Here is a 23296-nt window from a genome sequence, read left to right as displayed (position 1 = left end):
CTGAGGCTCCGTACCCCTTTCCATAACAAGCTGGAGAGGAGAGAACAGCCATGTTTCGCCGCACATTCATGGGCGCCGCCGCCGCACTTGCACTTGCCCTGCCTGTAAAAGCGCAGGCCGCTGATATCGTGGACACCGCCGTTTCGGCCGGATCGTTCAACACGCTGGTTGCAGCTGTACAGGCCGCGGGTCTGGTCGACACGCTGAAAGGCGATGGTCCATTCACCGTATTTGCGCCGACCGACGAAGCCTTTGCCGCGTTGCCCGAAGGTACGGTGGAAACGCTGTTGCTGCCGGAAAACAAGGATCAGCTGGTCGAAATCCTGACCTATCACGTGGTGCCGGCCAAGGTGATGTCGGGTGACATCGCAGGAAAGCGTGCCAAGGTTCTGACCGTACAGGGGGATCGTCTGAGCGTGAATGCAAGGAACGGTGTTAAGGTCAATGACGCCGAAGTGGTGCAGGCCGATATCGAAGCCAGCAACGGTGTGATTCACGTAATCGACGCAGTAATCCTGCCGGAATAACACCGTCCAGAATAGAAAAAAGCCCCGGTCTGACGGCCGGGGCTTTGTGCGTCAAACCAGTCTGACCTGAGTTCCGATCTGGACCAGAGGATACAGTTCCTCGACATGCTGATTGTAGAGACCAATACAGCCGGACGAACTTTGACGACCGATTTTGCGCGTATCATGGGTGCCGTGCACCAGATAAGCCGGCCAGTCCAGATACATGGCACGGGTGCCCAGTGGGTTGCCAGGATCGCCGCCTTCCATTCGAACAGGCAAAGAAGGATCACGCTCCCGCATAGATGCGGTAGGAGTCCAGCTTGGGAATTCAGTTTTGCGCACGATCTTGGTGTACCCGCGCTTGGTCAGTTCCTCGCTCATCGGAACTGAACTCGGGTACAGTTTATATGCCCCGTCCGGGCCCCAATAGTGCACTGCGCGGCTGGTGATATCGGCCAGCAGACAGCCAACTCCCAGTTCGTCGAAATGATCCTGCCAGTTCTGTTGAGAAAATGAAGACACGTTGCGTCGCACCGGAAGTTGCGTGCTGATGGCATCTTCATCGGTTGGGAAAGCGTCGCTGCTTTGCGCACGCACGATAGCTGGCGTCGCCAGAAGCGACGCTGCGCCCAACAATGCGGTGCGGCGGTTCATGCGGGTATTTGACAAATTGGCCTCCGGTTCAGGAACTGCTCGAGCAATAATTTGCCGTAAAGTATTGACCCTTGCCCCCGTTTTCTAGGGCGCTTGCTCTGAATTTATCGTGAAATCGAGAGTTTTGGCGGTGCTTCGCCGAAAAAACCCGACCTGTAAAAGGCCGGGTTCGGGTTTTCGCGGTTCAGCAGTGGATCAGTCCATTGCCTTAAAGTTGAACTCGCCACCCTCCTTGATGCCCGAGGGCCAGCGTGCGGTGACGGTTTTGGTGCGGGTGTAGAACTTGAAGCTGTCCGGACCGTGCTGGTTCAGGTCGCCGAACATCGATTTCTTCCAGCCGCCAAAGGTGTGGTAGGCCAGCGGAACCGGGATTGGAACGTTGATACCGACCATGCCGATGTTGATCCGGCTGGCAAAGTCGCGCGCGGTGTCACCGTCGCGGGTAAAGATCGCGGTGCCGTTGCCATATTCATGATCCATGGCTAGGCCAATCGCCTCTTCGTACGAACCAGCGCGGACAGTCGACAGAACCGGACCGAAGATTTCCTGCTTGTAGATGTCCATGTCGGGCGTGACGTTGTCGAACAGGTGCGGACCGACAAAGAAGCCGTCCTCATACCCCTGCAGGCTGAAGTCGCGATTGTCGACAACCAGCTTCGCGCCTTGCTCGACACCCGAGTTGATCAGGCCGAGGATACGCTCTTTCGCGGCGGCGGTCACAACCGGACCCATGTCCACGTCGTCACCTGCGGTGTAGGGGCCAACCTTCAGTTTCTCGATGCGCGGGATTAGCTTGTCGATCAGCGCGTCAGCGGTCTCTTCACCAACCGGCACAGCGACCGAAACGGCCATGCAGCGTTCACCCGCCGCGCCAAAACCTGCTCCGACCAGAGCGTCAGCCGCCTGATCCAAATCCGCGTCGGGCATGACGATCATGTGGTTTTTGGCACCACCGAAGCACTGAGCGCGTTTGCCATTGGCGGTTGCGCGGCTGTAGATGTACTGCGCGATTGGGGTCGAACCCACAAAGCTGACGCCCTGGATGATCTCGCTGTCGAGGATGGTGTCCACGGCCTCTTTGTCGCCGTTCACAACCTGGAAGACGCCCTTGGGCAGACCGGCTTCAACGAACAGTTCGGCCAGCATCAGCGGAACAGAGGGGTCACGCTCGGACGGTTTCAGAACCACGGCGTTGCCGCAGGCCAGAGCCGGACCGACGTGCCACAGTGGCATCATCGCCGGGAAGTTGAACGGCATGATCGAGCCGACCACACCCAGAGGCTGACGCATCGAATACATGTCGATGCCGGGGCCTGCGCTGTCGGTGAATTCACCCTTCAGCATCTGGGGTGCACCTATGCAGTATTCGATCACTTCCAGACCGCGCTGCAGATCGCCTTTGGCGTCGGGGATAGTTTTACCGTGCTCGCGGCTCAGCGCCTCAGCCAGCTTGTCCATGTCGCGGTTCATCAAGCCAACCATGGCCATCATCACGCGCGCACGCTTCTGCGGATTGGTTGCGCCCCATTGAGGCTGTGCGGCGGCGGCGGCCTCGATAGCGGCGGTGGTCTCTGCAACACTGGCCATCGGACAGCGGTACTGAACCTCGCCGGTTGCCGGGTTGAAAATGTCGTCGAAACGACCTGAGGTTCCGGCGGTCATCTCGCCATTCAGAAAGTGGGTCAGATCTTGCATCGATTGCTCCTCCGATAGACTTGAGCGCACAATAGGCTTGCAGAAATTTCGTGAACAGAGGCAATATCTCAAAAGAGCTTTGCAAAAATGCAAAAGGTGACACATGAACCCAAACTGGGATGACATGCGGGTTTTTCTGGCAGTCGCGCGCGAGGAAAGCCTGTCTTCCGCCGGGCGCATCCTGAAGATAGACCCGGCCACGGTCGGACGGCGTATTGCCCGGCTTGAGGCGACTCTGGACGCAACATTGTTCACAAAGTCCCAACAGGGATATGTGCTGACAGCGACGGGGGAACGTCTGCTGGATCACGGTCTGCAAGCCGAAGAAGCGATGCGTGCGGCGGCGGGTGCCGTGGTGGGCTCGACCAAGTCGCTCAGTGGTCAAATCCGGATCGGCGCGCCTGACGGTAGCGCGAATTACCTGTTGCCGCAGGTCTGTGCGAAAATCAGCGATGCCAATCCCGATCTGGACATTCAGATTCTGGCCTTGCCACGGATCATCAACCTGTCCCGGCGCGAGGCGGATATGGCCGTGACCGTCAGTGCGCCAACCGCTGGAAAGCTGCTGGTCAAAAGGGTCAGCGATTACAAGCTGCATTTGGTGGCGACGCAGGATTACTTGGACCGCCACGATCCCATCTACACCGTCGCCGATCTTATGGGGCACCGGTTGATTGGGTATATCCCGGACATGATCTTCGACCGCGAATTGGACTATCTCAATGATATCGGCATTGACCGTGTCGCGCTTGCATCGAATTCCGTCTCGGTTCAGTTGCGTCAGGTAACGCTGGGCACTGGGGTGTGCGTGGCACATGACTTCACTTTGCCGTTTCACCGAAACCTAAAGAAAATCTTGACGGATCAAGTGAGTTTAACCCGAAGTTTTTATCTTGTCCGGCATCAGGGGGATCAGCGCAATGAACGGTTGAACCGATTTGCCGACGCTCTGACACAGGGCATCCGTGACGAAATTGCGCGGCTTGAAGCCGATGCTGATGCTTGACAGGTCGACCCAATCGCGCAACGCTTTGGAATAAGATTATTATTTCGGAGGTGTTCTTCATGCTCGTACAGGCCATTCTGACATCTAAGTCTACAGAAGGCGTGGTGACGGTCGAACCTTCGGCGACAGTCTCAGAAGCTTCGAAGATTCTAGCAGAAAAACGTATCGGTACCGTTATCGTGTCGGAGGACGGTGGGCAAACGGCATCGGGCATTCTGTCCGAACGTGATATCGTTCGCGAATTGGCCGCAAGTGGTAGCGGATGTCTGAACCAGCCGGTCAGCGCCTACATGACGCAAGACCTGATCACGACGACGCGGCAGGCAACAGTTCAGGATATCATGGCCCGCATGACCGAAGGCCGCTTTCGCCATATGCCCGTGGTTGAAGACGGCAAGCTGGTTGGAATTGTGACGCTTGGCGACGTGGTCAAGGCACAACTGGCGGAATTGGCGATGGAAAAAGATGCGTTGCAGGGCATGATTATGGGCCATTGACGGCCCGGACCACCGAACTGATAGCTTGCACCTGCATCAAGTTTATGTTTGCTTGCGCAGAAATTTTATTGCGCAGGAGGGCGTGATGCGGGTGGGATTATATCCTGGAACCTTTGACCCGATCACTTTGGGCCATATCGATATTATTCGCCGCGCCTCGGCACTAGTGGATAAGCTGGTGATCGGAGTCGCCATCAACCGCGACAAGGGGCCGATGTTTGCTCTGGAAGAGCGCGTTGCCATGATCGAGGCGGAGTGCGCGTTTCTGTCCGAACAGACCGGGACCGAGATTGTTGCCCATCCCTTCGAAAACCTGCTGATCGATTGTGCCCGTGATGTCGGTGCGCAGATCATCGTGCGCGGTCTGCGGGCCGTGGCGGATTTCGAGTATGAGTTTCAGATGGTTGGCATGAACCGTGTGCTGGATAACTCGATCGAAACCGTGTTCCTGATGGCTGAAGCCCGGCATCAGGCGATTGCCTCGAAACTGGTGAAAGAGATTGCGCGGCTGAACGGGGACGTGTCGAAATTCGTCACGCCCCAGGTCAATGACGCGCTGCGAGAAAAGCTAGGCTAGGGCACCCATCGCGGCGGCCGTGTCCAGCATCCGGTTCGAGAAACCCCATTCGTTGTCGTACCACGCCAGCACGCGCACCAGCGTGCCGTCGGTGACTTTGGTTTCTGCCAAGGATACGGTCGAACTGTGGGCATCGTGGTTGAAGTCCACTGATACCAGCGGGCGGTTTTCCGCGGCCAGAACGCCGGGGATTTTGGCAGCGGCTTCAACAAACAGCGCGTTGACCTCGTCTTCGGTGGTGGGGCGCGAAACCTCGGCCACCAGATCCACAACCGATACGTTGGGGGTAGGGACGCGGATCGCCTGACCGGTCAATTTTCCTGCCAGTTGCGGCAGAACCAGACCCACGGCTGCAGCGGCACCTGTTGTGGTCGGGATCATCGACAAAGCTGCAGCCCGCGACAAGTAGGGGTCCTTGCCCGCAGTATCGTGAACCGGTTGGCTTGCAGTATAGGCGTGAACGGTGGTCATGTTGCCGTGCACGATGCCCAGCCCTGCATCCAGTGCGGCGGCAACGGGGGACAGGCAGTTCGTGGTGCAGGAAGCGTTCGAAACCACGGTGTCTTCGGCTGTCAGTTCGTGTTCGTTCACACCGAACACGACCGTTTTGACTGCTCCATCTCCGCGAGCGGGAGCCGAGATCAGAACTTTTTTCGAGCCGTTTTTTTGGTGACGTTCGGCGGCCTCGCGCGTGCGGAACACGCCAGTGCATTCCAGAACCACGTCGACATCCGACCAGTTCAGCGCCTCGGGGTCGCGCTCGCTGGTTAGGCGGATGGGGCCGGCGCCAACGTCCAGGCCCGCTTCGGACAATGTGACCGTGTTGGGATAGCGGCCATGCACGCTGTCAAATTCGAACAGATGTGCGTTCATTTCCGGCTTAGCCAAGTCGTTGATCGCGACGATTTCCACGTCTGTGCGCCCCGTCTCCATCACCGCGCGCAGCACGCCGCGTCCGATCCGTCCGAATCCGTTGATTGCCAGCTTGAGTGTCATTTTCTGCTCCGTCCGAATGTCGGCTAAATATGGTTAGCGCTAACATCGTCAGATAAACGGAAATGTCAAGAAAAACCTCTGTCAGCGCCAGATGGCGACCCAGTCCAGAAAGGCGTACAGCTTTTTTCCGAGGAAGATCAAATGCTCGGGGCCAAAGAATGCGTAGTCGATAATGAACGCACCGAGGATCAAGAGGCCGAGCCAGATAGCGATTTGGTTGGTCATTGCGGCCCCGAACGAAAATGCCCGCCCAGATAACCTGAGCGGGCAAAAAGGTTCAAGATTTCAAACCGGTCTTAGTTAAGGCGGCCCATCGCAACAGCGACGTCAGCCATACGGACCGAGAAGCCCCATTCGTTGTCATACCAAGCCAAAACGCGAACCAGTCGGCCATCGACAACGCGAGTCTGATCTGGTGCGAAGATGGAGCTTTCCTCGGTGTGGTTGAAATCGGTCGAGACCAGCGGAGCGGGTTCATAGCCCAGAACACGCTGCATTGGGCCTTGTGCGGCTTCGCGGGCAATTTCGTTGACTTCCTCAACGGTGACGTCGCGCGAGGCGCGGAAAGTCAGGTCCACGGCCGAGACGTTCGGGGTGGGTACGCGGATGGCGGAACCGTCTAGGCGACCTTTCAGGTTCGGCAGAACCTCACCCAGAGCCTTAGCGGCACCAGTCGAGGTCGGGATCATCGACATAGCTGCAGCGCGAGCGCGGTACAGGTCGCTGTGACGACGGTCCAAAGTAGGCTGGTCGCCGGTATAGGCGTGGATCGTGGTCATGATACCGTTTTCGATTCCGACACCTTCGTCCAGCACCTTGGCAAGCGGAGCAAGGCAGTTCGTGGTGCAGGATCCGTTCGAGACCATATTATCATTTGCAGTCAAAGTGTTGTGGTTCACTCCGAACACGATGGTCTTGTCGACATTCTTGCCCGGAGCGGACAGTAGAACTTTGCCAGCGCCACGTTCAAGGTGCGTTTTCGCCTTGGTGCCGTCATTGAACTTACCGGTGCATTCCAGAACGACGTCGCAACCTTCCCAGTCCAGCTCGTTCATGTCGTAAGTCGAGAACATTTCCATCGGGCCGCGTCCCAGATCCATGGTGTTGCCATTGATGGCGATGTCGCGGGGAAAACGGCCATGAATGCTGTCATACTTCAATAGATGCGCGCTTGTTTCCAACGGGCCGGTCGCATTGACCTTGATCACTTCGATGTCGTTACGGCCTGACGCGGCGATGTGCGACAGGGTGCAGCGGCCGATGCGGCCAAAACCATTGATACCGACCTTTATGGTCATGTGACGTCTCCAAATGCGCTTGCGTTGCAGGCCATATAGCGGCGATTTCTGAATCTCAAAAGAGTAAAAGCGGCATAATTTTAAGGTGTTAGCGCAAACCTCACGAGATTGCGCTAACGCTTGCGCTAGCTGAGGGATCGGGTAGGGTCCGTTTGCGGCAGGAGACAGGAAAGGATGCGCGATGAGCGGTCTGTTGGCCCTTTTGGATGATGTGGCGGGGATCGCCAAGGTTGCGGCGTCCTCGGTGGATGACGTCGTTGCGGCGGCGGGCAAGGCCGGGGCCAAGACGGCGGGAGTGATCATTGACGATGCGGCGGTTACTCCGAAATACGTTCAGGGCTTTGCACCGGCGCGTGAGTTGCCGATCATCTGGCGCATTGCGCGGGGCTCAGTATTCAACAAGATCGTGCTGTTGTTGCCGGTGGCGCTGTTGCTGGCCAATTTCGCGCCGTGGCTGATCACGCCTTTGCTTATGTTGGGCGGGTCGTATTTGTGTTTCGAAGGGGCCGAGAAGATTTTCCATGTCCTGTTCCCCCATGGAAGCCATGCCATCGACGAAGACATGAACGTGCGCGACCCCGGACATCTGGAGGAACAGAAGGTCAGGGGGGCCATCAAAACAGATTTTATCCTGTCGGCTGAGATCATGACCATTGCATTGGCGGCCATTGAAGCTCCGAATCTGTGGATGCAGGCAGCGACGCTGGCGGTTGTGGGGATTGGTGTGACAATTGCGGTTTATGGATCGGTCGCGCTGATCGTGAAGATGGACGACGTAGGCCTGTACCTGGCGCAGAACGCGCCGACGCCTATTGGGCGTGGATTGGGGCGCGGTCTGGTCAAAGCGATGCCGGGCGTGATGAAAACTCTGTCGATTGTCGGAACTGCTGCAATGCTGTGGGTCGGCGGATCAATTGTCATTCACGGGATGGAAGTTCTGGGCTTTGGCTGGCTCGGCCATCACATCCACGACTGGGCCTATGCGATTGGGCATTCGGTATCGGAACAGTGGGTGGGCGCTGTGGAATGGATTTCCAAAGCTGCGATGGACGGCGTGTTTGGTCTGGCCTGGGGGTTTGTTTTGATCCCGGTTGCAACCAAGGTCATGGGGCCGTTGTTCAACAGGAAAGCTGACCACTAAGATGCAGCATTTCCGCTTAGAAACCTTAATAGATGGGCCTATCATCCGAGAAATTGGATCACGCGGGTCCTCTCGGAGCGGTGCATCTTCGCTTCTCTCTGCACTGAGCATTGCCGCCGACGAAGTGCCGTTTGATGAAGAAGAACTCTACGGATTCTTACATTTTCGTATTGATACCGCACTCAAGGCACAGAAGCGTAGTCATTGGTCGGGCGGACGAGTTTACAACACTTTGACCGGGCAATCGGCAACTTACGTTCCCCTTTCAGGTACACATCTTCGCCAAGCGTTGTCTTGTATCGGCTTGCAACCACCCAAGAAAGTGGTGGTGCAAGGACGGTATGAGTTGCGATTGGATTACGCTCTGAAAGCCTATGACGCGCTCAAACTGAAGGTTAAGACTGGATCCAAATGAAAAGGGCGGCCAAAGCCGCCCTTTGCTCTATTCTTCGTGATTGGCTTACAGGCCCAGCAGTTCCTTGACTTTGGCAACCGTTGCATCTGCGGTGATGCCGAAGTGCTTGAAAAGTTCACCCGCCGGAGCAGACGCGCCAAAGCCCGACATGCCGATGAAACCGGCCTTGGCTTCGCGGCCACGCTCGCCCAGCAGCCAGCGGTCCCAGCCACCGGCGCGAACTGCGGCCTCGATACCGACGCGCACGGCACCTGCGGGCAGAACGCGCTTGCGGTAGGCTTCGTCCTGCTCGGCGAACAGTTCCATGCAGGGCATGGAGACAACGCGGGTGCCAATGCCTTCGGCCTCGAGCATGGCCTTGGCTTCCATCGCCAGCGAAACTTCCGAACCGGTCGCAATCAGGATGGCCTGACGCTTGCCTTCGGCTTCGGCCAGAACGTAAGCGCCTTGTGCAACTAGGTTCTTGGCTTTGTGCTGGGTCCGTACGGTAGGCACGCCCTGACGGGTCAGCGACAGGACCGAGGGGCTGTCCTTGAAGGTCAGCGCCAGCTCCCAGGCTTCGGCGGTCTCAACCGTGTCGGCAGGGCGGAACACATAGGTGTTCGGCGTTGCGCGCGAGATGGCCAGATGCTCGACCGGCTGGTGCGTCGGGCCGTCTTCGCCCAGACCGATCGAGTCGTGGGTCATCACGAAGACCGACGGTATTTTCATCAGCGCTGCCAGACGCATGGACGGACGGGCATAGTCGGTGAAGGCCATGAACGTACCGCCATAGGGGCGGATGCCGCCATGCAGCGCCATGCCGTTCATCGCGGCGGCCATGCCGTGTTCACGAATACCGTAGTGGATGTAGCGGCCCTTGCGGTTTTCCGGCAGGAACACGCCCATATCGGCCGATTTGGTGTTGTTCGACCCGGTCAGGTCAGCCGAGCCGCCGACGGTCTCGGTCATGATCGGGTTCACGACGTTCAGAACCTTTTCAGACGAGGCGCGGGTGGCCAGTTTCGGCTGGTCTTCCGACATCTGTTTCTTGAACGCGCGAATGGCACCGGCCAGTTTCTTCGGCGCTTCGAACGCGTAGGCGCGGTTGAACTCGGCCTGCTTGCGCTCGGACAACTGCGCGAAACGCTCTTCCCACGCGGCGCGCTCAGCGACACCGCGGGTGCCGATGGCTTCCCACGCGGATTTCACGTTGGCCGGGACTTCGAACGCGTCATGCGGCCAGCCGTAGCCGTCTTTTGCTGCCTTCAACTGTTCCTGATCCGTCAAAGCGCCGTGGCCTTTGGACGTATCCTGCGCCGCGTGACCCAGAGCGATGTGGCTTTCACAGGCGATCATGGTCGGCTTGTTCGACTTTTTTGCCTGAACAATGGCCGCGTCGATGGCTTTGGGATCATGGCCGTCGATTTCGATCACATGCCAGCCCGAGGCCGCGAAACGGCGCACCTGATCAGTGCGGTCGGCCATATCGACAGTGCCGTCAATGGTGATGTTGTTGTTATCCCAGAAGACGATCAGCTTGCTCAACTCGTGACGACCGGCCAGCGTGATTGCTTCTTGGCTGACGCCCTCCATCAGGCAACCGTCGCCCGCAATCACATAGGTATAGTGATCAACGACCTTCTTGCCGTAATGCGCGCGCTGGATTTCTTCGGCCATGGCAAAGCCCACAGCGTTTGAGATGCCCTGACCCAGCGGACCGGTTGTGGTTTCGATCCCATCGACCAGGAAATTTTCCGGGTGACCGGCGGTTTTCGCTCCCAGTTGGCGGAAGTTCTTGATCTCGTCCAGCGTGACGTCAGCATGACCCGTGAGATAGAGCAGCGAATAGATCAGCATCGAGCCGTGACCCGCCGAAAGGATGAACCGGTCGCGATCAGGCCAGTTCGGGGCCGAGGCATCGAATTTCAGGTGCTTTTCGAACAGCACGGTCGCAACGTCGGCCATGCCCATCGGCATGCCGGAATGGCCGGAATTGGCGGCGGCGACGGCGTCAAGGGTCAGGGTGCGGATGGCCGCAGCTTTGTCCCAGTGTTCAGGATTGGCATTGCGCAGCGCAGTCAGGTCCACGGGCATTGTTCCTTTGGATTACAGGCAGATGGGCGCTCAATACCATCCGCCCCCCAAAGTGCAAGCAGAACTGGGCAATCTGGCCGAGGTGTGGTTCAAGAAAGTGGCCCAAGTTGTTGAAAGCAAACAGTGGGTATTTTCTGTCTCGTTGGGTTAGACTAGGGCAAGACGCGGCTTGTGTTGATTCGGACATAGGCGCAATACAAGGAACCTTGGTTAAGAGGTGGCAGGGGCATGAGCCAGATCGAAGAACTACAGCGCCGTATCATTGCCGCAATGGATCGGATCGGAACGGGTGTCGAGGCGCTGCGGGATGTAGCACCGGCCAGCGGCGGTGCGGATGACACCCTGCGCGCGGCACTGGACGATGAACGCGTTGCAAATGCGCAGTTGGAAGAACGTCTGAAATCGCTGAAGGAACGCCACGAGCAGGAAGTCGATGCCATGCGCGCCGATATGGAAAGCCTGCGGACGGCGCCGATAGAAGATCCTGAAAATGGCTCGTTACGGGAACAGTTGGCTGCAGCAACTGCAAAGCTGGCCTCGGTCGAGGCTGCCCGCGCTGAATTGGCGGCGGCTAAGGCAGCGTTGGAAAACCAGGATGAACTTGCAGCGCTCAAGGCTGAAAATGCACAATTGGCAGCCGCCGTCAGCGCGGCGCAAGAGGTTGAGGCCGAAAATGCGCGTCTTCGGTCAGAATTGGCCGACAGCGAGCGGGTGGCCGAGTTGAGCGCCGAGTTGGACATGCTACGCGCGGAACGCGCCAGCCACGGCGCGGCGATGTCGCGTCTGGATGACGATCTGCAGCGGATGCGTAAGGCGAATGAGCAATTGCGCCAATCGGTCGACGAATTGCGGGCCGCGGCCGAAGACGGCTTGCCCGATGCCGATCTGCTCAACCGCGCCACGGTGGCCGAGCTTGAGGCGACGCGCGCCGCGCAGGCGACGGATGCGGCCGAGGCACACGCGGTTCTGGCTCGGCTTGAACCGCTGTTGTCGCAGGCGAAACTGGCGGAAGGAGAGGTTGAATAATGCCCGAAGTGACCATTCAAATCGGTGGGCGCGGCTTTGAAGTCTCGTGCCAGGAAGGCGAAGAGGCGTTTCTGCATTCCGCAGCCAAGATGCTGGATGATGAGGCGCAGGTCCTATCCGATCAGATCGGCCGAATGCCGGAATCGCGGATGTTGCTGATGGCCGGTCTTATGCTGGCGGACAAGACCGCTGGAACGGATGAAAAATTTCATGCTCTCGAAGCTAAACTGGCCGCGGTCGAGGCAGAGTTGCAAGCGCTCAGAAATATGCCGCAACCAGAACCCGAACGGATTGAGGTGGCAGTGGTGCCGCCCTCAGTTACAGACACTCTGGCGGAGTTAGCCGCACGGGCCGAAGCCCTGGCTTCGGTGGTCGAAGAAAGGTCTTCGGAATGAACGCCGTCAGAACTCTGACTTTTGCTGCGATGATGACACTGCCCGCCGGAGTGGCTGTGGCTGAAATCGACATTCTACCGGTGACATTTACCTGTGAAAACGGAGTTCCGCTGGAGGTCGCCTATTTCAATGCGCCAGACGGGTCCAGTGCGGCGGCGATGATCGTCGACAATCAACTGGTCACGCTGCGGCAGGCCCAAAGCGGGTCCGGTATCCGTTACGAGTCTGCGGGAGAGGTAGGGACTTACATCCTGCGTTCCAAAGGCTGGGACGCCACGGTGAGCTTTCTGGCGACAGGTTCGGATGCCGCCAGTGAGCAAATCATTCTACAAAACTGCAGCAGTCGCTGATCAGGCGTTCGCCTCGCGGATTTTGTCTGCGGCTTCTTTGTTGTAGCCGACGCCGTTGTCGTCAAACAGCGTATCCAACTCGCCCGACAGGGTCATTTCGGTGATGATGTCGCAACCACCGACGAATTCGCCTTTGACGAATAGCTGCGGCACGGTCGGCCAGTCGGAATAATCCTTGATGCCCTGACGCACATCTTCATCGGCCAGAACGTTCACGTCGGTATATTCCACACCCATGTAGTTCAGCACACCGGCCACGCGGGACGAAAACCCACACTGCGGCATTTCCTTGGTGCCTTTCATGTACAGCACAACATCATTGGCTTTGACGGTTTCATCGATTTGGGTCTTAACGTCGCTCATCTTGCTTGTCCTCTTCACCCGCATCCGGGGCGGTCGTTTCATTCTTTGACGGGTCAGAGGTCCATCCTTCTTCCTCCAACCGTCGGTGTTCGGCTTGCGCCAGGGCCAGCGGATCCAGCCCGTATCTTTCGATGCCGCCGACCTTGCTGATTTTGTCCGGATCGGGACGCATGTCGGCGAGGTTACGTTTTCTGTTCCGCTTCACATAGGCTTCGATCAGCGCGGCGGCAACTACCAATGCTGCGGGTACACCTATCCAGAACATCCAGCCACTCATTTTAGGCACTCACCTTTTTTCGTCGTTCGTACTCGCGCCGTCTCATTTTCCTTGTGACACGCCAATATCTGGGCCCGTATTTTAGCAGTTTTGGTAGATCACAAAACAAGATCGCTAACGAGTAGACTATGTCGAAGACCAGATAGGTTAGTCGTAGCAGAACCCATCCGATCGGTTCGTCCACTATTCAGGCGCTTTCGTCGTCAGTGCCAGTGCGTGCAGGTCGCCATCCGGGCCGTCCATCTTACCTTTCAACGCTGCATAGACCGCACGTTGCTGCTGGACCCGGTTTTTGCCGCGAAAGCTCTCATCCACGACCATGGCAGACATATGCACGCCGTCATGCCCGCCGACTTGAATTTCCGCATCCGGAAAGGCTTCGCGCAGCAGGTGTTCGATTTCGTGGGCGCTCATCGGCATGTAGGTAACTCCTGAAGGTCTTTCCCAAGATGTAGAGCGCCAGGGCGGGGCGTGCAAGGGTGTGAAAGGGGGCTGAAAACGACAAAACCCGCGTCTATCGGGACGCAGGTTTTGCGATCAGTAGGTGATCAGCGTTCAGGCCACGGCTTCGGCAAAGCTGTTACGGAAAGTGGCGGTCAGTTCCTCGAGCGAAGCCTCGGAGTTGCCAATACGCACGCTGTCGCTGGTAAAGCGGCCAACAGAGACCAGCGGAACGCCAGCCTGACCTGCTGCGATCATCAGTGCCTCAGCCTGATCGAAGTTGCAGGCCACTAGGTAACGGGCCTGATCCTCTCCGAACAGAAATGCAGTAGAAGCCTCATCAAGGTGAACCCCCACGCCGGCGGCCTCGGCCAACTCGAACGCTGCCAGTGCCAGACCGCCATCGCCCAGATCGGTGCAGGCCTTGATCATCTTGCGATTGGCGCGGATGAACTCGCCGTTACGCTTTTCCGCGTCCAGATCGACATGCGGCGCGTCGCCGTCTTCGCGGTTGAACACTTCGGCCAGCAGGGCTGACTGACCCAGATGGCCATGGGTTTCACCGATGACCAGCGCGACGTGGCCTTCACGGACTTCATTGCCGATGATTTCGTCGGTGTGATTCAGCAGACCAACCGCACCGATGGTCGGGGTGGGTAGGATCGCCTGACCGTCGGTTTCATTATACAGCGACACGTTGCCTGACACGATGGGCATGTCCAGCGCGGCAACCGCCTCGCCGATACCCTGAATGGCGCCGACGAACTGGCCCATGATTTCGGGCTTTTCGGGGTTGCCGAAGTTCAGGTTGTCGGTGGTTGCCAGTGGTTTCGCACCCACGGCGGTCAGGTTGCGATAGGCTTCGGCGACCGCCTGCTTGCCGCCTTCGACTGGGTTGGCGCGCACATAGCGCGGGGTGACGTCACTGGTGAATGCCAGCGCCTTGTCGGTGCCGTGCACGCGAACCATGCCCGCACCCAGACCCGGCGTGCGGGCGGTGTCAGCCATGACCATCGTGTCATATTGTTCGTAGACCCATTGCTTGCCCGCATAGTTGGGCGATGCGAGCAGGGTACGCAGACCGTCAATTGGGTCGATTTGGGGTACCTCAGGCAGTTCTTCAGCCTCGGGCGTTGCCACCCAAGGGCGGTCATATTCCGGTGCGGTCGACGAGAGCTTGGACAGAACCAGATCGGCTTTGACCTCTCCGTTATGGACAATCAGGAAGCGGTCTTCGGCAATGGTTTCGCCTACGATGGCAAAGTCCAGGTCCCATTTTTCGAATACAGCGCGGGCCTCGGCCTCAAGCTCGGGCTTTAGAACCATCAACATGCGTTCTTGAGATTCCGACAACATCATCTCATAAGCGGTCATGTTTTCTTCGCGCTGGGGGACGTTCTCTAAGTCCAGACGCACGCCCAGACCGCCTTTGTCACCCATTTCCACCGCGGAACAGGTCAGACCCGCTGCGCCCATGTCCTGGATTGAGATTACGGCCCCGGTCCGCATCAATTCCAGCGTGGCTTCCATCAGGCGCTTTTCAGTGAATGGGTCGCCGACCTGAACTGTGGGACGCTTTTCTTCGATTGTGTCGTCGAACTCAGCCGAAGCCATGGTTGCGCCGCCCACGCCGTCACGACCGGTCTTGGCACCCAGATAGACGACAGGCATACCGACGCCCGAAGCTGCCGAGTAGAAAATCTTATCGCTGTCGGCCAATCCTGCAGCAAACGCGTTCACCAGACAGTTACCGTTATAGGCCGGGTGGAATCTCACCTCACCACCTACGCAGGGCACGCCGAAACAGTTGCCATAGCCGCCGATACCTTCGACCACACCGTTTACCAGTTGGCGGGTCTTGTGATGGCCGGGCTCGCCGAAGGACAGAGCATTCATAGACGCAATGGGACGCGCGCCCATGGTGAAGACGTCGCGCAGGATGCCGCCGACACCCGTCGCCGCACCCTGATAGGGTTCGATGTAGGACGGGTGGTTGTGGCTCTCCATTTTGAAGACCACCGCCTGACCGTCGCCAATGTCGACAACACCCGCGTTCTCACCCGGTCCGCAGATCACCTGAGGGCCCGAGGTGGGCAGGGTACGCAGCCATTTCTTGGACGACTTATAGGAACAATGCTCGTTCCACATGGCCGAAAAGATGCCCAGTTCGGTGAAGGTCGGCTCACGCCCGATGATCTCGAGGATCATGTCGTATTCGTCGGGCTTGAGCCCGTGTGCGGCGATCAGATCGGGTGTGATTGCGGGCTCTTGCATCTTCTGTCCTGTGTCCAAGTGGGCCGAGATTGCGCGCCTTTTAGGGCAAGGGCGCGCCCGTGGAAAGGGTTAAGACCCGCAAGGCATAGTTTGACGCGGACCAAAGGTAAAAAAAAACGGCCGCCCGGTGCGTTGAGCAGGGCGGCCATTATGGTCTTTCAGGTATCTTCATTCTACTCCGGCGCGCCGTGAGCGGAACCGGTTTTTTGACCCTGCTGTTCGGCTTGCTGGTTGGCGGCTTCACCGGCAGCAGCCCCGATGGCGGTTTTTTGTTCCTCAGTGAGGTGATCGGCGTCGTCCAGTCCAGGGATCGCTACGCGCACCTCGCGGCGGGCAAAGTCGATGCCGTTTTCCTTGAACGCGGCCTTCACGCGATTGAAGATTTCCTTGCGCAGGGTGAACTGCTTGCCCGGCTTGGCCATGAACTTGCCACGGATGATCATGCCAACATCGTCAAAGTCAAACACGCCTTGCGACTTGAAGGGCTGCAGGAACCCGTCCTTGTGGGTTTCGTCTTCCATCATCTCAGCACCGATCTTCTTGAAGATCTTCTTCACCTTGTTGGGGTCGGTGTCGAATGGCACGGTGAACTTCAGTTTCATGATGACCCAGTCGCGGCTGTAATTGGTCAACTTCTGGATTTCACCGTAAGGGATGGTGTGAACCGGACCGCGGTGGTGACGCAGTTGCATCGAGCGGATCGAGATTTTCTCGACCGTTCCGGTGGTGCCTCCGACATCCACATATTCGCCAACCCGGAAAGCATCATCCACCAGAAAGAAAACGCCGCCGACGATGTCAGCCACCAGTTTCTGGGCGCCAAAGCCGATGGCCAGACCCAACACACCAGCACCGGCCAGAAGCGGGGTGATATTGATTCCCAATGCCCCAAGGGCAAGCAGGACAAAAATCACCGCGATGGCAGCCTGCGCGGTCACTCTCAGCAGCGGCAGAACCGTCGCCAGACGCGAACCGCCTGAACCACCGCCTTCACCAGCCTCTTCGTCGGGGCTTTGCTCGGCTGCAGTTTGTTCTTTCGCCAGACGCCGGTTGATCCAGAGCGAGACGACCTCGTTCAGGATGTAGCCGACAGCGATGATGATGAAGAACTGGATCAGCTTGCTACCGGATTCGGCGCCTCCACCTGCGATTTCCTGCAGGTCCAGATCCCATGCCCTGGCAATCATCAGGATGACCAGAATGCCAGCCAAAACCCGGCCAATGCGGATATAACTGCGTTTGCTGGATTTATACGCCCGCTCAGCAACAGGGCCTTCGCCCTGCATCGGAGGTTGAAGATGGCGCACCAAACCGCGGATCAACGTGTCCAGCGCTGGCGCGATCAGCAGCCAGAACATGGTGGTGTAGTGAGCGCCCTGAACCAGCATATGCAGGTAAACCGGGTTGCGCTGTGCGACAAGGAATTCGACAAGCAACCAGATCACCGCCGACACGCCGATGGCGAAATAGGGGTAATAATGAGCAACTTCTTCGTCGAACTTGGTGTGATCGGGGTCTGTGCCCAACATCATTTGCGAAAGCCCCTCACGGGCTTTCCAGGCTATTACGCCAATATAGATGTGGGTCGCAGCGTTCAGCCAGAATCCGATACGTGTTTCACGGCCGGTAATGCCGTTCAGTTCGTTGAAATGAAGAATGAACAGCGTGAAACCGATCAGGAACAGAAGGCCAATCAGATTACGGTGCAGGTATTTCGCCCAATGATCATCAATATTCACCAGCCGATAGTGCGGTTTGTTCGGAGCCAGAATGAACCGCGAGGCGGCAGCTCCCAATCGGGGAATCCAGATCAGGTAGAAAACAAAGGGCGCGGCGTAGATGATTTGTTCGGGCGTCAGAAGGCCGCGTCCCAGCGCTCGGATAACGACGTAAAACACGACCAGTCCTGCGATTTCGCGGCAGAAACGGCGGAACAGGTATCTGACTGCCCCCCACAGGTCGTTTTCATCGGCCGCTTCAACCCCGCGAAGCCAATTGCGGGTAAGGAAGCCGAACAGCTTTTCCGCAACGAACCCGACGACTAGGACGCTTAAGATCAAGCCCAAAAGAGATAGTGCGCCGGTGGTCCCAAAGGTGCCGACAAAGGTCTCGACCGCTTGAACCTGCGCTGTGAAAAGGTTCGGTATGGTGACCGCAACATGCGTCCACGACGCCACCATTTCGGCCCAAATCTCGTTGATTTCAGTTATCGGGTCTTCACGATCCGCTGCCTCAGCGGCGTGTTTTTCCGCGACCGCATCCAGACGCTCCAACAAAATGGCGCGAACTTGATCGTCGGACATACGCGCGACCAGATCGTCGACCTGTTCAGGTGTCAGGTCTTCAGGAATGCTGACAGGGGCTGTGGAACCGGTCGAGCCGTTGCTCTGCGCCAATACAGGCCCGGTCAGGCAAACAACGGAGATTATCACCAGCAATAGGCGAAAGGGCTGAAACATCGAATCTGTCCTCGAACACAAGTCTTCGTGATTTTTTTCGTGATCATAGGTCTAAGTGCCCGGAAATCACAGAAGTTTTGGCAATCGGACTGGCACACGTGGCCTTAAGCCAAAAAAAAGGCCGAGCACTAAGCTCGGCCGTAGTCCAACAGGGAGGTATGAAGATGATGAGCGTTTCAGCATCACCGCCTTCGAGTGCTCATTTAGGGATCAGTTTGTGAACGATCAAGATTTTTCAGACTGATTACTTGTCATGCCCGCTATGCTGCGTGCGCATAGCTAGAGTTTTCCCATCTGCTTCAACTGCTTGCGTTGGGCGATGATCTCATCCTGAACAAAGTCACGGAAGGCTTCGACGCGTTTGGAATGGCGCAATTCTTCGGGGTAGGCGAGATAGACGGGAACGTCTGCGGTTTCGATATCTGACAGGATCGGAACAAGATGCGGAAAATCCTGCGTCACGTAATCCGGCAGCACGCCGATGCCCAGATTATGAAGCACGCCCTGCAGAACACCGAAATAGTTGTTCACGGTCAGCAGCGAACCGGGGTTATACGTCATCAAGTGCCGTACCATCGAGGCGCTTGCACCGACCTGTGGGGCCGAGGGCGTCTGACAAATCAGTCGATGGTCCTTGATTTCGTCCAGTGACTCCAGCATCCCGCCATGCGTTTCGATGTATTCCTGGGTCGCGTACAGCATCATCTGCACGGTCATCAGCCGCTTGCGGACCAGATCGGCCTGGCTGGGTTCTTTCATGCGAATAGCGACGTCGGCTTCGCGCATGGGCAGGTCCAGCACACGCTCTTCCAGCATCAGGTCTATGTTGAGGTCGGGATACTGTTCGTACAGTTTCGGCAGGCGAGGGGCCAGCCAGAGCGTACCGAAGCCAAAAGTGGTGGTGACCCGCAGCACGCCAAAGACTTCTTCTTCGCTGTCGCGGATACGGGCGGCAGCGGCGTCCAGTCGTTTTGACATGGCCGAAGTTGCATCGAACAGCAACTCACCCTGTTCGGTCAGGATCAGACCGCGTGCGTGTCGGTGAAACAGAGTCGAATCGAGCGACTCTTCCAGTGCTCTGATCTGTCGGCTGACGGCCGATTGTGACAGATTCAGCTTGTCACCCGCATGAGTCAGGCTGCCTGCATCCGCCACCGCGTGAAATATTCTAAGCTTGTCCCAATCCATCGCCGCAACTTTCGTTATTCCTCGGAACGCCTATATGAAATAGGTAACAACTTCCACATTCAAACGCTGAAATCCTTAGGATTCAGAGGATAAAACCTATGCAGGTCAGATATTATGACCTAAAATGGGTGAAAAAGTAGCACACTGATCTGACGAGGGGAGGCGTCTGATGAGTCAGCCACAAATATCGTTGAGTGACCGGTTCGATCTGGAAAAGAACCCGGTCCTTTTGAACGGGACGCAAGCGCTTGTGCGTCTGATGCTGATCCAAAAGGCGCGGGACACGCGGGTGGGGTTGAACACGGCGGGTCTGGTGACCGGTTATCGCGGGTCGCCGCTGGGTGCCGTGGACCAGCAGATGACGAGAGCGCAAAAGCAACTGGCCGAAAGCGACGTCACGTTTCAGTACGGATTGAACGAGGATCTGGCTGCCACCGCCCTATGGGGTAGCCAGCAAGCGGGGTTGCGCGGGGACGGACGGTTCGATGGCGTATTCGGCCTATGGTACGGCAAAGGGCCTGGGGTAGACCGGTCCGGCGATGCGATGCGCCACGCCAACATGGCGGGTACGGCCAAGCATGGCGGCGTGCTAGTGGCCATGGGAGATGATCACACCGGCGAAAGCTCAACCGTACTGCACCAGTCCGAATGGTCGCTGGTCGACATGTACATGCCAATTGTCAGCCCTGCGGGTGTACAGGAGGTTCTGGATTGCGGTGTCTACGGGATTGCGCTCAGCCGGTTCTCGGGGCTTTGGGTCGGTCTGAAGACGATGAAGGACACGATCGAAGTAACATCGGTCGTTGACGGAAGCGCCGATCGAATGAAGTTGGTCGTGCCTGAGTTCGACGTGCCCGACGGCGGGTTGAACATCCGCCTGGGCGACACACCGCACCTGCAGGAAGGGCGGATGATCGACTATAAACGCTTCGCTGCCGAGACGTTCTCGCACGTTAACACGATGGACCGTCGGGTCTGGGGCAAACCCGGGGCCAAAGTCGGCTTTGTCGCGGCAGGGAAAAACTGGCTGGACCTGACCCATGCGATGTCTCTTTTGAACATCGACGAGGCCGAGGCCGAACGTCTGGGCATCACCACATACAAGGTCGGACAAACCTTCCCGCTGGACATGGCCGGATTCCATGACTGGGCACAAGGGCTTGACCTTATTGTTATCGTTGAAGAAAAACGCAAACTGATCGAGGTGCAGGTCAAAGAAGCCATCTTTGACGATCGCCGCGGTCGCCGTGTGTACGGTTGGTACAAAGGCGGGGCCGGGACGCTGCACCGCGAGGAACTGTTCCCGACGCGTGGCGCGCTGGACCCGATCATGATCGCCGAGAAACTGGGTGAGATTCTGATCGAAGAGGGCCGGGATACCGACGGTGTTCGCGCCGGCCTGGCCAGCCTGTCCGATGCTCGCCGGGCGGACAATGCCGAGGAAATCGCAACGCGACTGCCGTATTTCTGTTCGGGCTGCCCGCATAACAGTTCGACCCGGTTGCCCAATGGCAGCCGTGCTTATGCGGGCATCGGTTGTCACTACATGGTGCAGTGGATGGACCGCGAAACCACCGGCTTCACGCAGATGGGCGGTGAGGGTGCAAACTGGATCGGTGAGGCGCCATTCTCAACCACCAAACATGTGTTCCAGAACCTCGGCGACGGGACATATAACCACTCGGGTGTGCAGGCGGTCCGGGCGGCTTTGTCGGCGGGCACGAATATCACCTTCAAGATCCTGTTCAACGACGCCGTCGCTATGACCGGCGGGCAGGAGAACGAAGGCGGTCTGACGGCAGAACGGATCGTGGCCGAAGTCAAAGCCATGGGCGTTCAGCATGTCGCGGTGGTTTACGATGAAAAAGAAGATTTAAATTTCAAGGCTCTGCCCGCCGGAGTTGAAACCTTTGAACGAGCCGAACTGATTCAAGTGCAGGAACGTTTTCGCGAGATTGTGGGCGTTTCGGTCATCGTCTACGTCCAGACCTGCGCCGCCGAAAAACGGCGTCGTCGCAAAAAAGGTGCGTTCCCGGATCCGGACAAACGGGTCTTTATCAACACTGATATCTGCGAAGGATGCGGTGATTGCGGTGTGCAGTCGAACTGCGTCTCGATTGTGCCCGTCGAGACCGAGTTGGGCCGCAAGCGGGCCGTCGACCAATCCAGCTGCAACAAGGACTTCTCTTGTATCATCGGGTTTTGCCCGTCGTTTGTAACGTTGGAAGGCGCGCAAATCCGAAAGGAGGCAATCACCGAAATCGACCTGCCGGATTTGCCCGATCCCGTGCTGCCAGAGATCAAGGGAACTCATAACGTGGTCATCACCGGAGTTGGGGGCACCGGCGTCGTGACCTTGGGTGCCGTACTGGCGCAAGCGGCACAGATCGACGGCAAAGGCGCCGGGATGATGGAGATGGCAGGTTTGGCCCAGAAGGGAGGCGCTGTGCATATCAACTGCCGCTTGGCCAACCGCCCCGAAGATATCAGTGCCATTCGCGTCGCCACAGGCGAGGCACATGCCTTGATCGGTGGCGATCTGGTGGTGTCCGCCGGGGCCAAGACGTTGGGCCTGACACGGGCCGGCCAAACCGGGGCTGTCGTCAACAGCCATGAAACCGTCACCGGTGATTTCACCCGTGATACTGAGTTCAGAATTCCGGGCGACAGACTCAAATTGTCATTGCAGGCGCGGTTGAAAGAGGATGTCTCGCTGTTTGATGCTACCGATCTGGCGCGCGCAGTGATGGGAGACTCGATCTATTCCAACATGATGATCTTCGGCGCGGCATGGCAACGCGGTCTTCTGCCTGTCAGCCATCAGGCCATCGTGTCGGCCATTGAATTGAACGGCACGGCGGTTGAGCGCAACAAACGCGCTTTCGAAATTGGGCGTTGGGCCGTCTTGCATCCGCAAGAGGTTACAGGGATTCTAGAGCCTAATACGGCTGAATTGCCGAAGACTCTGGACGCGATTATTGGTTTTCGTGTGCAACACCTGACCGCTTACCAAAGTGGTCGTCTGGCTAAACGGTATCTCAAATTGGTTAATGCGTTTGACGATGAAGGCATCCGCAAGGCCGTGGCGAAAGGATATCACAAGCTGTTGTCCTATAAGGATGAATACGAGGTTGCCCGCCTGATGCTGGACAGTCGGGATAAGGCGGCGGCAGAGTTTGATGGGGTTTTCAAAATGACCTTCCATTTGGCCCCGCCCATTCTGGGTGGCACCGGATCGGACGGTCGGCCAAAGAAACATGCGTATGGGGAATGGTTGCTGAAGCCTATGAAAGTTCTCGCCAAACTGAAAGTCCTGCGCGGGACACCGCTGGACATTTTCGGTTACAATGCCGAACGGCGGATGGAACGGAAGCTGATCAAGCAATATGAGCTGGATATCAAAGAGATAATCCCTCTTGTTACACCTCAAACGCGGGATGCGATTATCGCCCTTGCGCAATTGCCGTTGGACATTCGTGGGTTCGGGCCGGTTTTGCGTGCAAACGAGGCCAAAGCGGCCAATCGGCGCGAAGAACTGCTATCCTCGATCCGCAACGGAGGGCCCGAACTGCGCGCGGCGGCGGAGTAAATCGTCACTGTCTTGTCACGGAACCTAGGCAAAATTGTTGCTTAAACCTATCTTGCAGGCAGTAAACTCG

Annotated in this window: 22 protein-coding genes; 10 read left to right on the top strand and 12 right to left on the bottom strand. The window is 57.6% G+C overall.

Translation table 11 applies throughout. The features are described 5' to 3' along the window. Positions 1-50: 50 nt before the first annotated feature. A complete protein-coding gene (locus ACR0IM_RS03210; RefSeq protein WP_480640470.1) occupies positions 51-527 on the top strand; it encodes a fasciclin domain-containing protein in 477 nt (158 codons plus the stop codon). Positions 528-578: 51 nt separating this feature from the next. On the opposite strand, the gene ACR0IM_RS03205 is transcribed toward ACR0IM_RS03210, so the two are convergent. Both ACR0IM_RS03205 and ACR0IM_RS03200 read right to left on the bottom strand, forming a co-directional pair. Further along, complete coding sequence (locus tag ACR0IM_RS03205) at positions 579-1163, bottom strand: L,D-transpeptidase (RefSeq protein ID WP_480591087.1); 585 nt, start codon at positions 1161-1163, stop codon at positions 579-581. A 195-nt stretch (positions 1164-1358) separates the two neighbouring features. After that, positions 1359-2858, bottom strand: coding sequence for a CoA-acylating methylmalonate-semialdehyde dehydrogenase (locus ACR0IM_RS03200; RefSeq protein WP_480590780.1), 1500 nt, complete (start codon positions 2856-2858; stop codon positions 1359-1361). Positions 2859-2961: 103 nt separating this feature from the next. On the opposite strand from ACR0IM_RS03200, the gene ACR0IM_RS03195 reads away from it, so the two are divergent. The 3 genes from ACR0IM_RS03195 (at position 2962) to coaD (ending at position 4938) form a co-directional block, all read left to right on the top strand. After that, positions 2962-3864: a LysR family transcriptional regulator gene (locus ACR0IM_RS03195; RefSeq protein WP_480590782.1), complete on the top strand. Its 903-nt coding sequence runs from the start codon at positions 2962-2964 to the stop codon at positions 3862-3864. A 59-nt stretch (positions 3865-3923) separates the two neighbouring features. Next, entirely contained in the window at positions 3924-4361 is a 438-nt protein-coding gene (locus ACR0IM_RS03190) for a CBS domain-containing protein (protein ID WP_480590784.1), read from the top strand. 85 nt (positions 4362-4446) lie between these two features. Further along, a complete protein-coding gene (gene coaD, locus ACR0IM_RS03185) occupies positions 4447-4938 on the top strand; it encodes a pantetheine-phosphate adenylyltransferase (protein ID WP_480590785.1) in 492 nt (163 codons plus the stop codon). On the opposite strand, the gene gap (ACR0IM_RS03180) is transcribed toward coaD, so the two are convergent. From gap (ACR0IM_RS03180) to gap (ACR0IM_RS03170), 3 genes are all read right to left on the bottom strand, one after another. Beyond that, positions 4930-5934, bottom strand: coding sequence for a type I glyceraldehyde-3-phosphate dehydrogenase (gap, locus tag ACR0IM_RS03180; RefSeq protein WP_480680793.1), 1005 nt, complete (start codon positions 5932-5934; stop codon positions 4930-4932). The genes coaD and gap (ACR0IM_RS03180) overlap by 9 nt on opposite strands. An 81-nt stretch (positions 5935-6015) precedes the next feature. Then, positions 6016-6159: a hypothetical protein gene (locus tag ACR0IM_RS03175; protein WP_480680792.1), complete on the bottom strand. Its 144-nt coding sequence runs from the start codon at positions 6157-6159 to the stop codon at positions 6016-6018. Positions 6160-6230: 71 nt separating this feature from the next. Further along, entirely contained in the window at positions 6231-7232 is a 1002-nt protein-coding gene (gap, locus tag ACR0IM_RS03170; RefSeq protein WP_480590791.1) for a type I glyceraldehyde-3-phosphate dehydrogenase, read from the bottom strand. A 181-nt stretch (positions 7233-7413) separates the two neighbouring features. Here gap (ACR0IM_RS03170) and ACR0IM_RS03165 point away from each other — a divergent pair, with 181 nt between their 5' ends. Together ACR0IM_RS03165 and ACR0IM_RS03160 are read left to right on the top strand one after the other, a co-directional pair. Beyond that, on the top strand, positions 7414-8373 hold the full coding sequence (locus ACR0IM_RS03165) for a DUF808 domain-containing protein (RefSeq protein WP_480640466.1): 960 nt from the start codon (positions 7414-7416) through the stop codon (positions 8371-8373). A 1-nt stretch (position 8374) separates the two neighbouring features. Next, on the top strand, positions 8375-8788 hold the full coding sequence (locus tag ACR0IM_RS03160) for a hypothetical protein (protein ID WP_480640465.1): 414 nt from the start codon (positions 8375-8377) through the stop codon (positions 8786-8788). A gap of 45 nt (positions 8789-8833) precedes the next feature. Here the strand turns inward: ACR0IM_RS03160 and tkt are convergent, their stop codons facing one another. Further along, positions 8834-10858 carry a transketolase gene (gene tkt / locus ACR0IM_RS03155; RefSeq protein ID WP_480680791.1) on the bottom strand — a complete coding sequence of 675 codons (2025 nt, stop codon included), beginning with the start codon at positions 10856-10858 and terminating at the stop codon, positions 8834-8836. 234 nt (positions 10859-11092) lie between these two features. Between tkt and ACR0IM_RS03150 the strand changes: the two genes are divergently transcribed. Genes ACR0IM_RS03150 through ACR0IM_RS03140 form a run of 3 tightly spaced genes read left to right on the top strand, consistent with a single transcriptional unit; the run spans position 11093 to position 12635 of the window. Beyond that, a complete protein-coding gene (locus tag ACR0IM_RS03150; RefSeq protein ID WP_480640464.1) occupies positions 11093-11890 on the top strand; it encodes a hypothetical protein in 798 nt (265 codons plus the stop codon). After that, the gene (locus ACR0IM_RS03145; RefSeq protein ID WP_480680790.1) at positions 11890-12285 is read left to right on the top strand and encodes a cell division protein ZapA; all 396 of its coding nucleotides are present in this window, start codon (positions 11890-11892) and stop codon (positions 12283-12285) included. The genes ACR0IM_RS03150 and ACR0IM_RS03145 overlap by 1 nt, the downstream gene beginning before the upstream one ends. Beyond that, complete coding sequence (locus ACR0IM_RS03140; protein ID WP_480590802.1) at positions 12282-12635, top strand: MliC family protein; 354 nt, start codon at positions 12282-12284, stop codon at positions 12633-12635. Before ACR0IM_RS03145 ends, ACR0IM_RS03140 begins: the two co-directional genes overlap by 4 nt. Here the strand turns inward: ACR0IM_RS03140 and grxD are convergent, their stop codons facing one another. The 6 genes from grxD to ACR0IM_RS03110 form a co-directional block, all read right to left on the bottom strand. Beyond that, positions 12636-12998, bottom strand: a complete 363-nt coding sequence (gene grxD, locus ACR0IM_RS03135) for a Grx4 family monothiol glutaredoxin (RefSeq protein WP_480590804.1) — start codon at positions 12996-12998, stop codon at positions 12636-12638. Beyond that, on the bottom strand, positions 12985-13275 hold the full coding sequence (locus ACR0IM_RS03130) for a hypothetical protein (RefSeq protein ID WP_480680789.1): 291 nt from the start codon (positions 13273-13275) through the stop codon (positions 12985-12987). The genes grxD and ACR0IM_RS03130 overlap by 14 nt, the downstream gene beginning before the upstream one ends. A 183-nt stretch (positions 13276-13458) precedes the next feature. Continuing rightward, positions 13459-13695, bottom strand: a complete 237-nt coding sequence (locus tag ACR0IM_RS03125) for a BolA/IbaG family iron-sulfur metabolism protein (protein ID WP_170324811.1) — start codon at positions 13693-13695, stop codon at positions 13459-13461. 135 nt (positions 13696-13830) lie between these two features. Beyond that, the gene (gene purL, locus ACR0IM_RS03120) at positions 13831-15990 is read right to left on the bottom strand and encodes a phosphoribosylformylglycinamidine synthase subunit PurL (RefSeq protein WP_480640460.1); all 2160 of its coding nucleotides are present in this window, start codon (positions 15988-15990) and stop codon (positions 13831-13833) included. Between the two features lie 173 nt (positions 15991-16163). After that, complete coding sequence (locus ACR0IM_RS03115) at positions 16164-18449, bottom strand: mechanosensitive ion channel family protein (RefSeq protein ID WP_480680788.1); 2286 nt, start codon at positions 18447-18449, stop codon at positions 16164-16166. A gap of 279 nt (positions 18450-18728) precedes the next feature. Continuing rightward, positions 18729-19637: a LysR family transcriptional regulator gene (locus ACR0IM_RS03110; RefSeq protein ID WP_480590811.1), complete on the bottom strand. Its 909-nt coding sequence runs from the start codon at positions 19635-19637 to the stop codon at positions 18729-18731. Positions 19638-19806: 169 nt separating this feature from the next. Between ACR0IM_RS03110 and ACR0IM_RS03105 the strand changes: the two genes are divergently transcribed. Continuing rightward, positions 19807-23226, top strand: coding sequence for an indolepyruvate ferredoxin oxidoreductase family protein (locus ACR0IM_RS03105; RefSeq protein WP_480680786.1), 3420 nt, complete (start codon positions 19807-19809; stop codon positions 23224-23226). The last annotated feature ends 70 nt before the right edge of the window (positions 23227-23296 follow it).

This window comes from Ruegeria sp. BF6 (assembly GCF_056538665.1).
The sequence above is the reverse complement of the archived record's forward strand: the minus strand, read 5'-3'. Positions and strand labels throughout refer to the sequence as shown.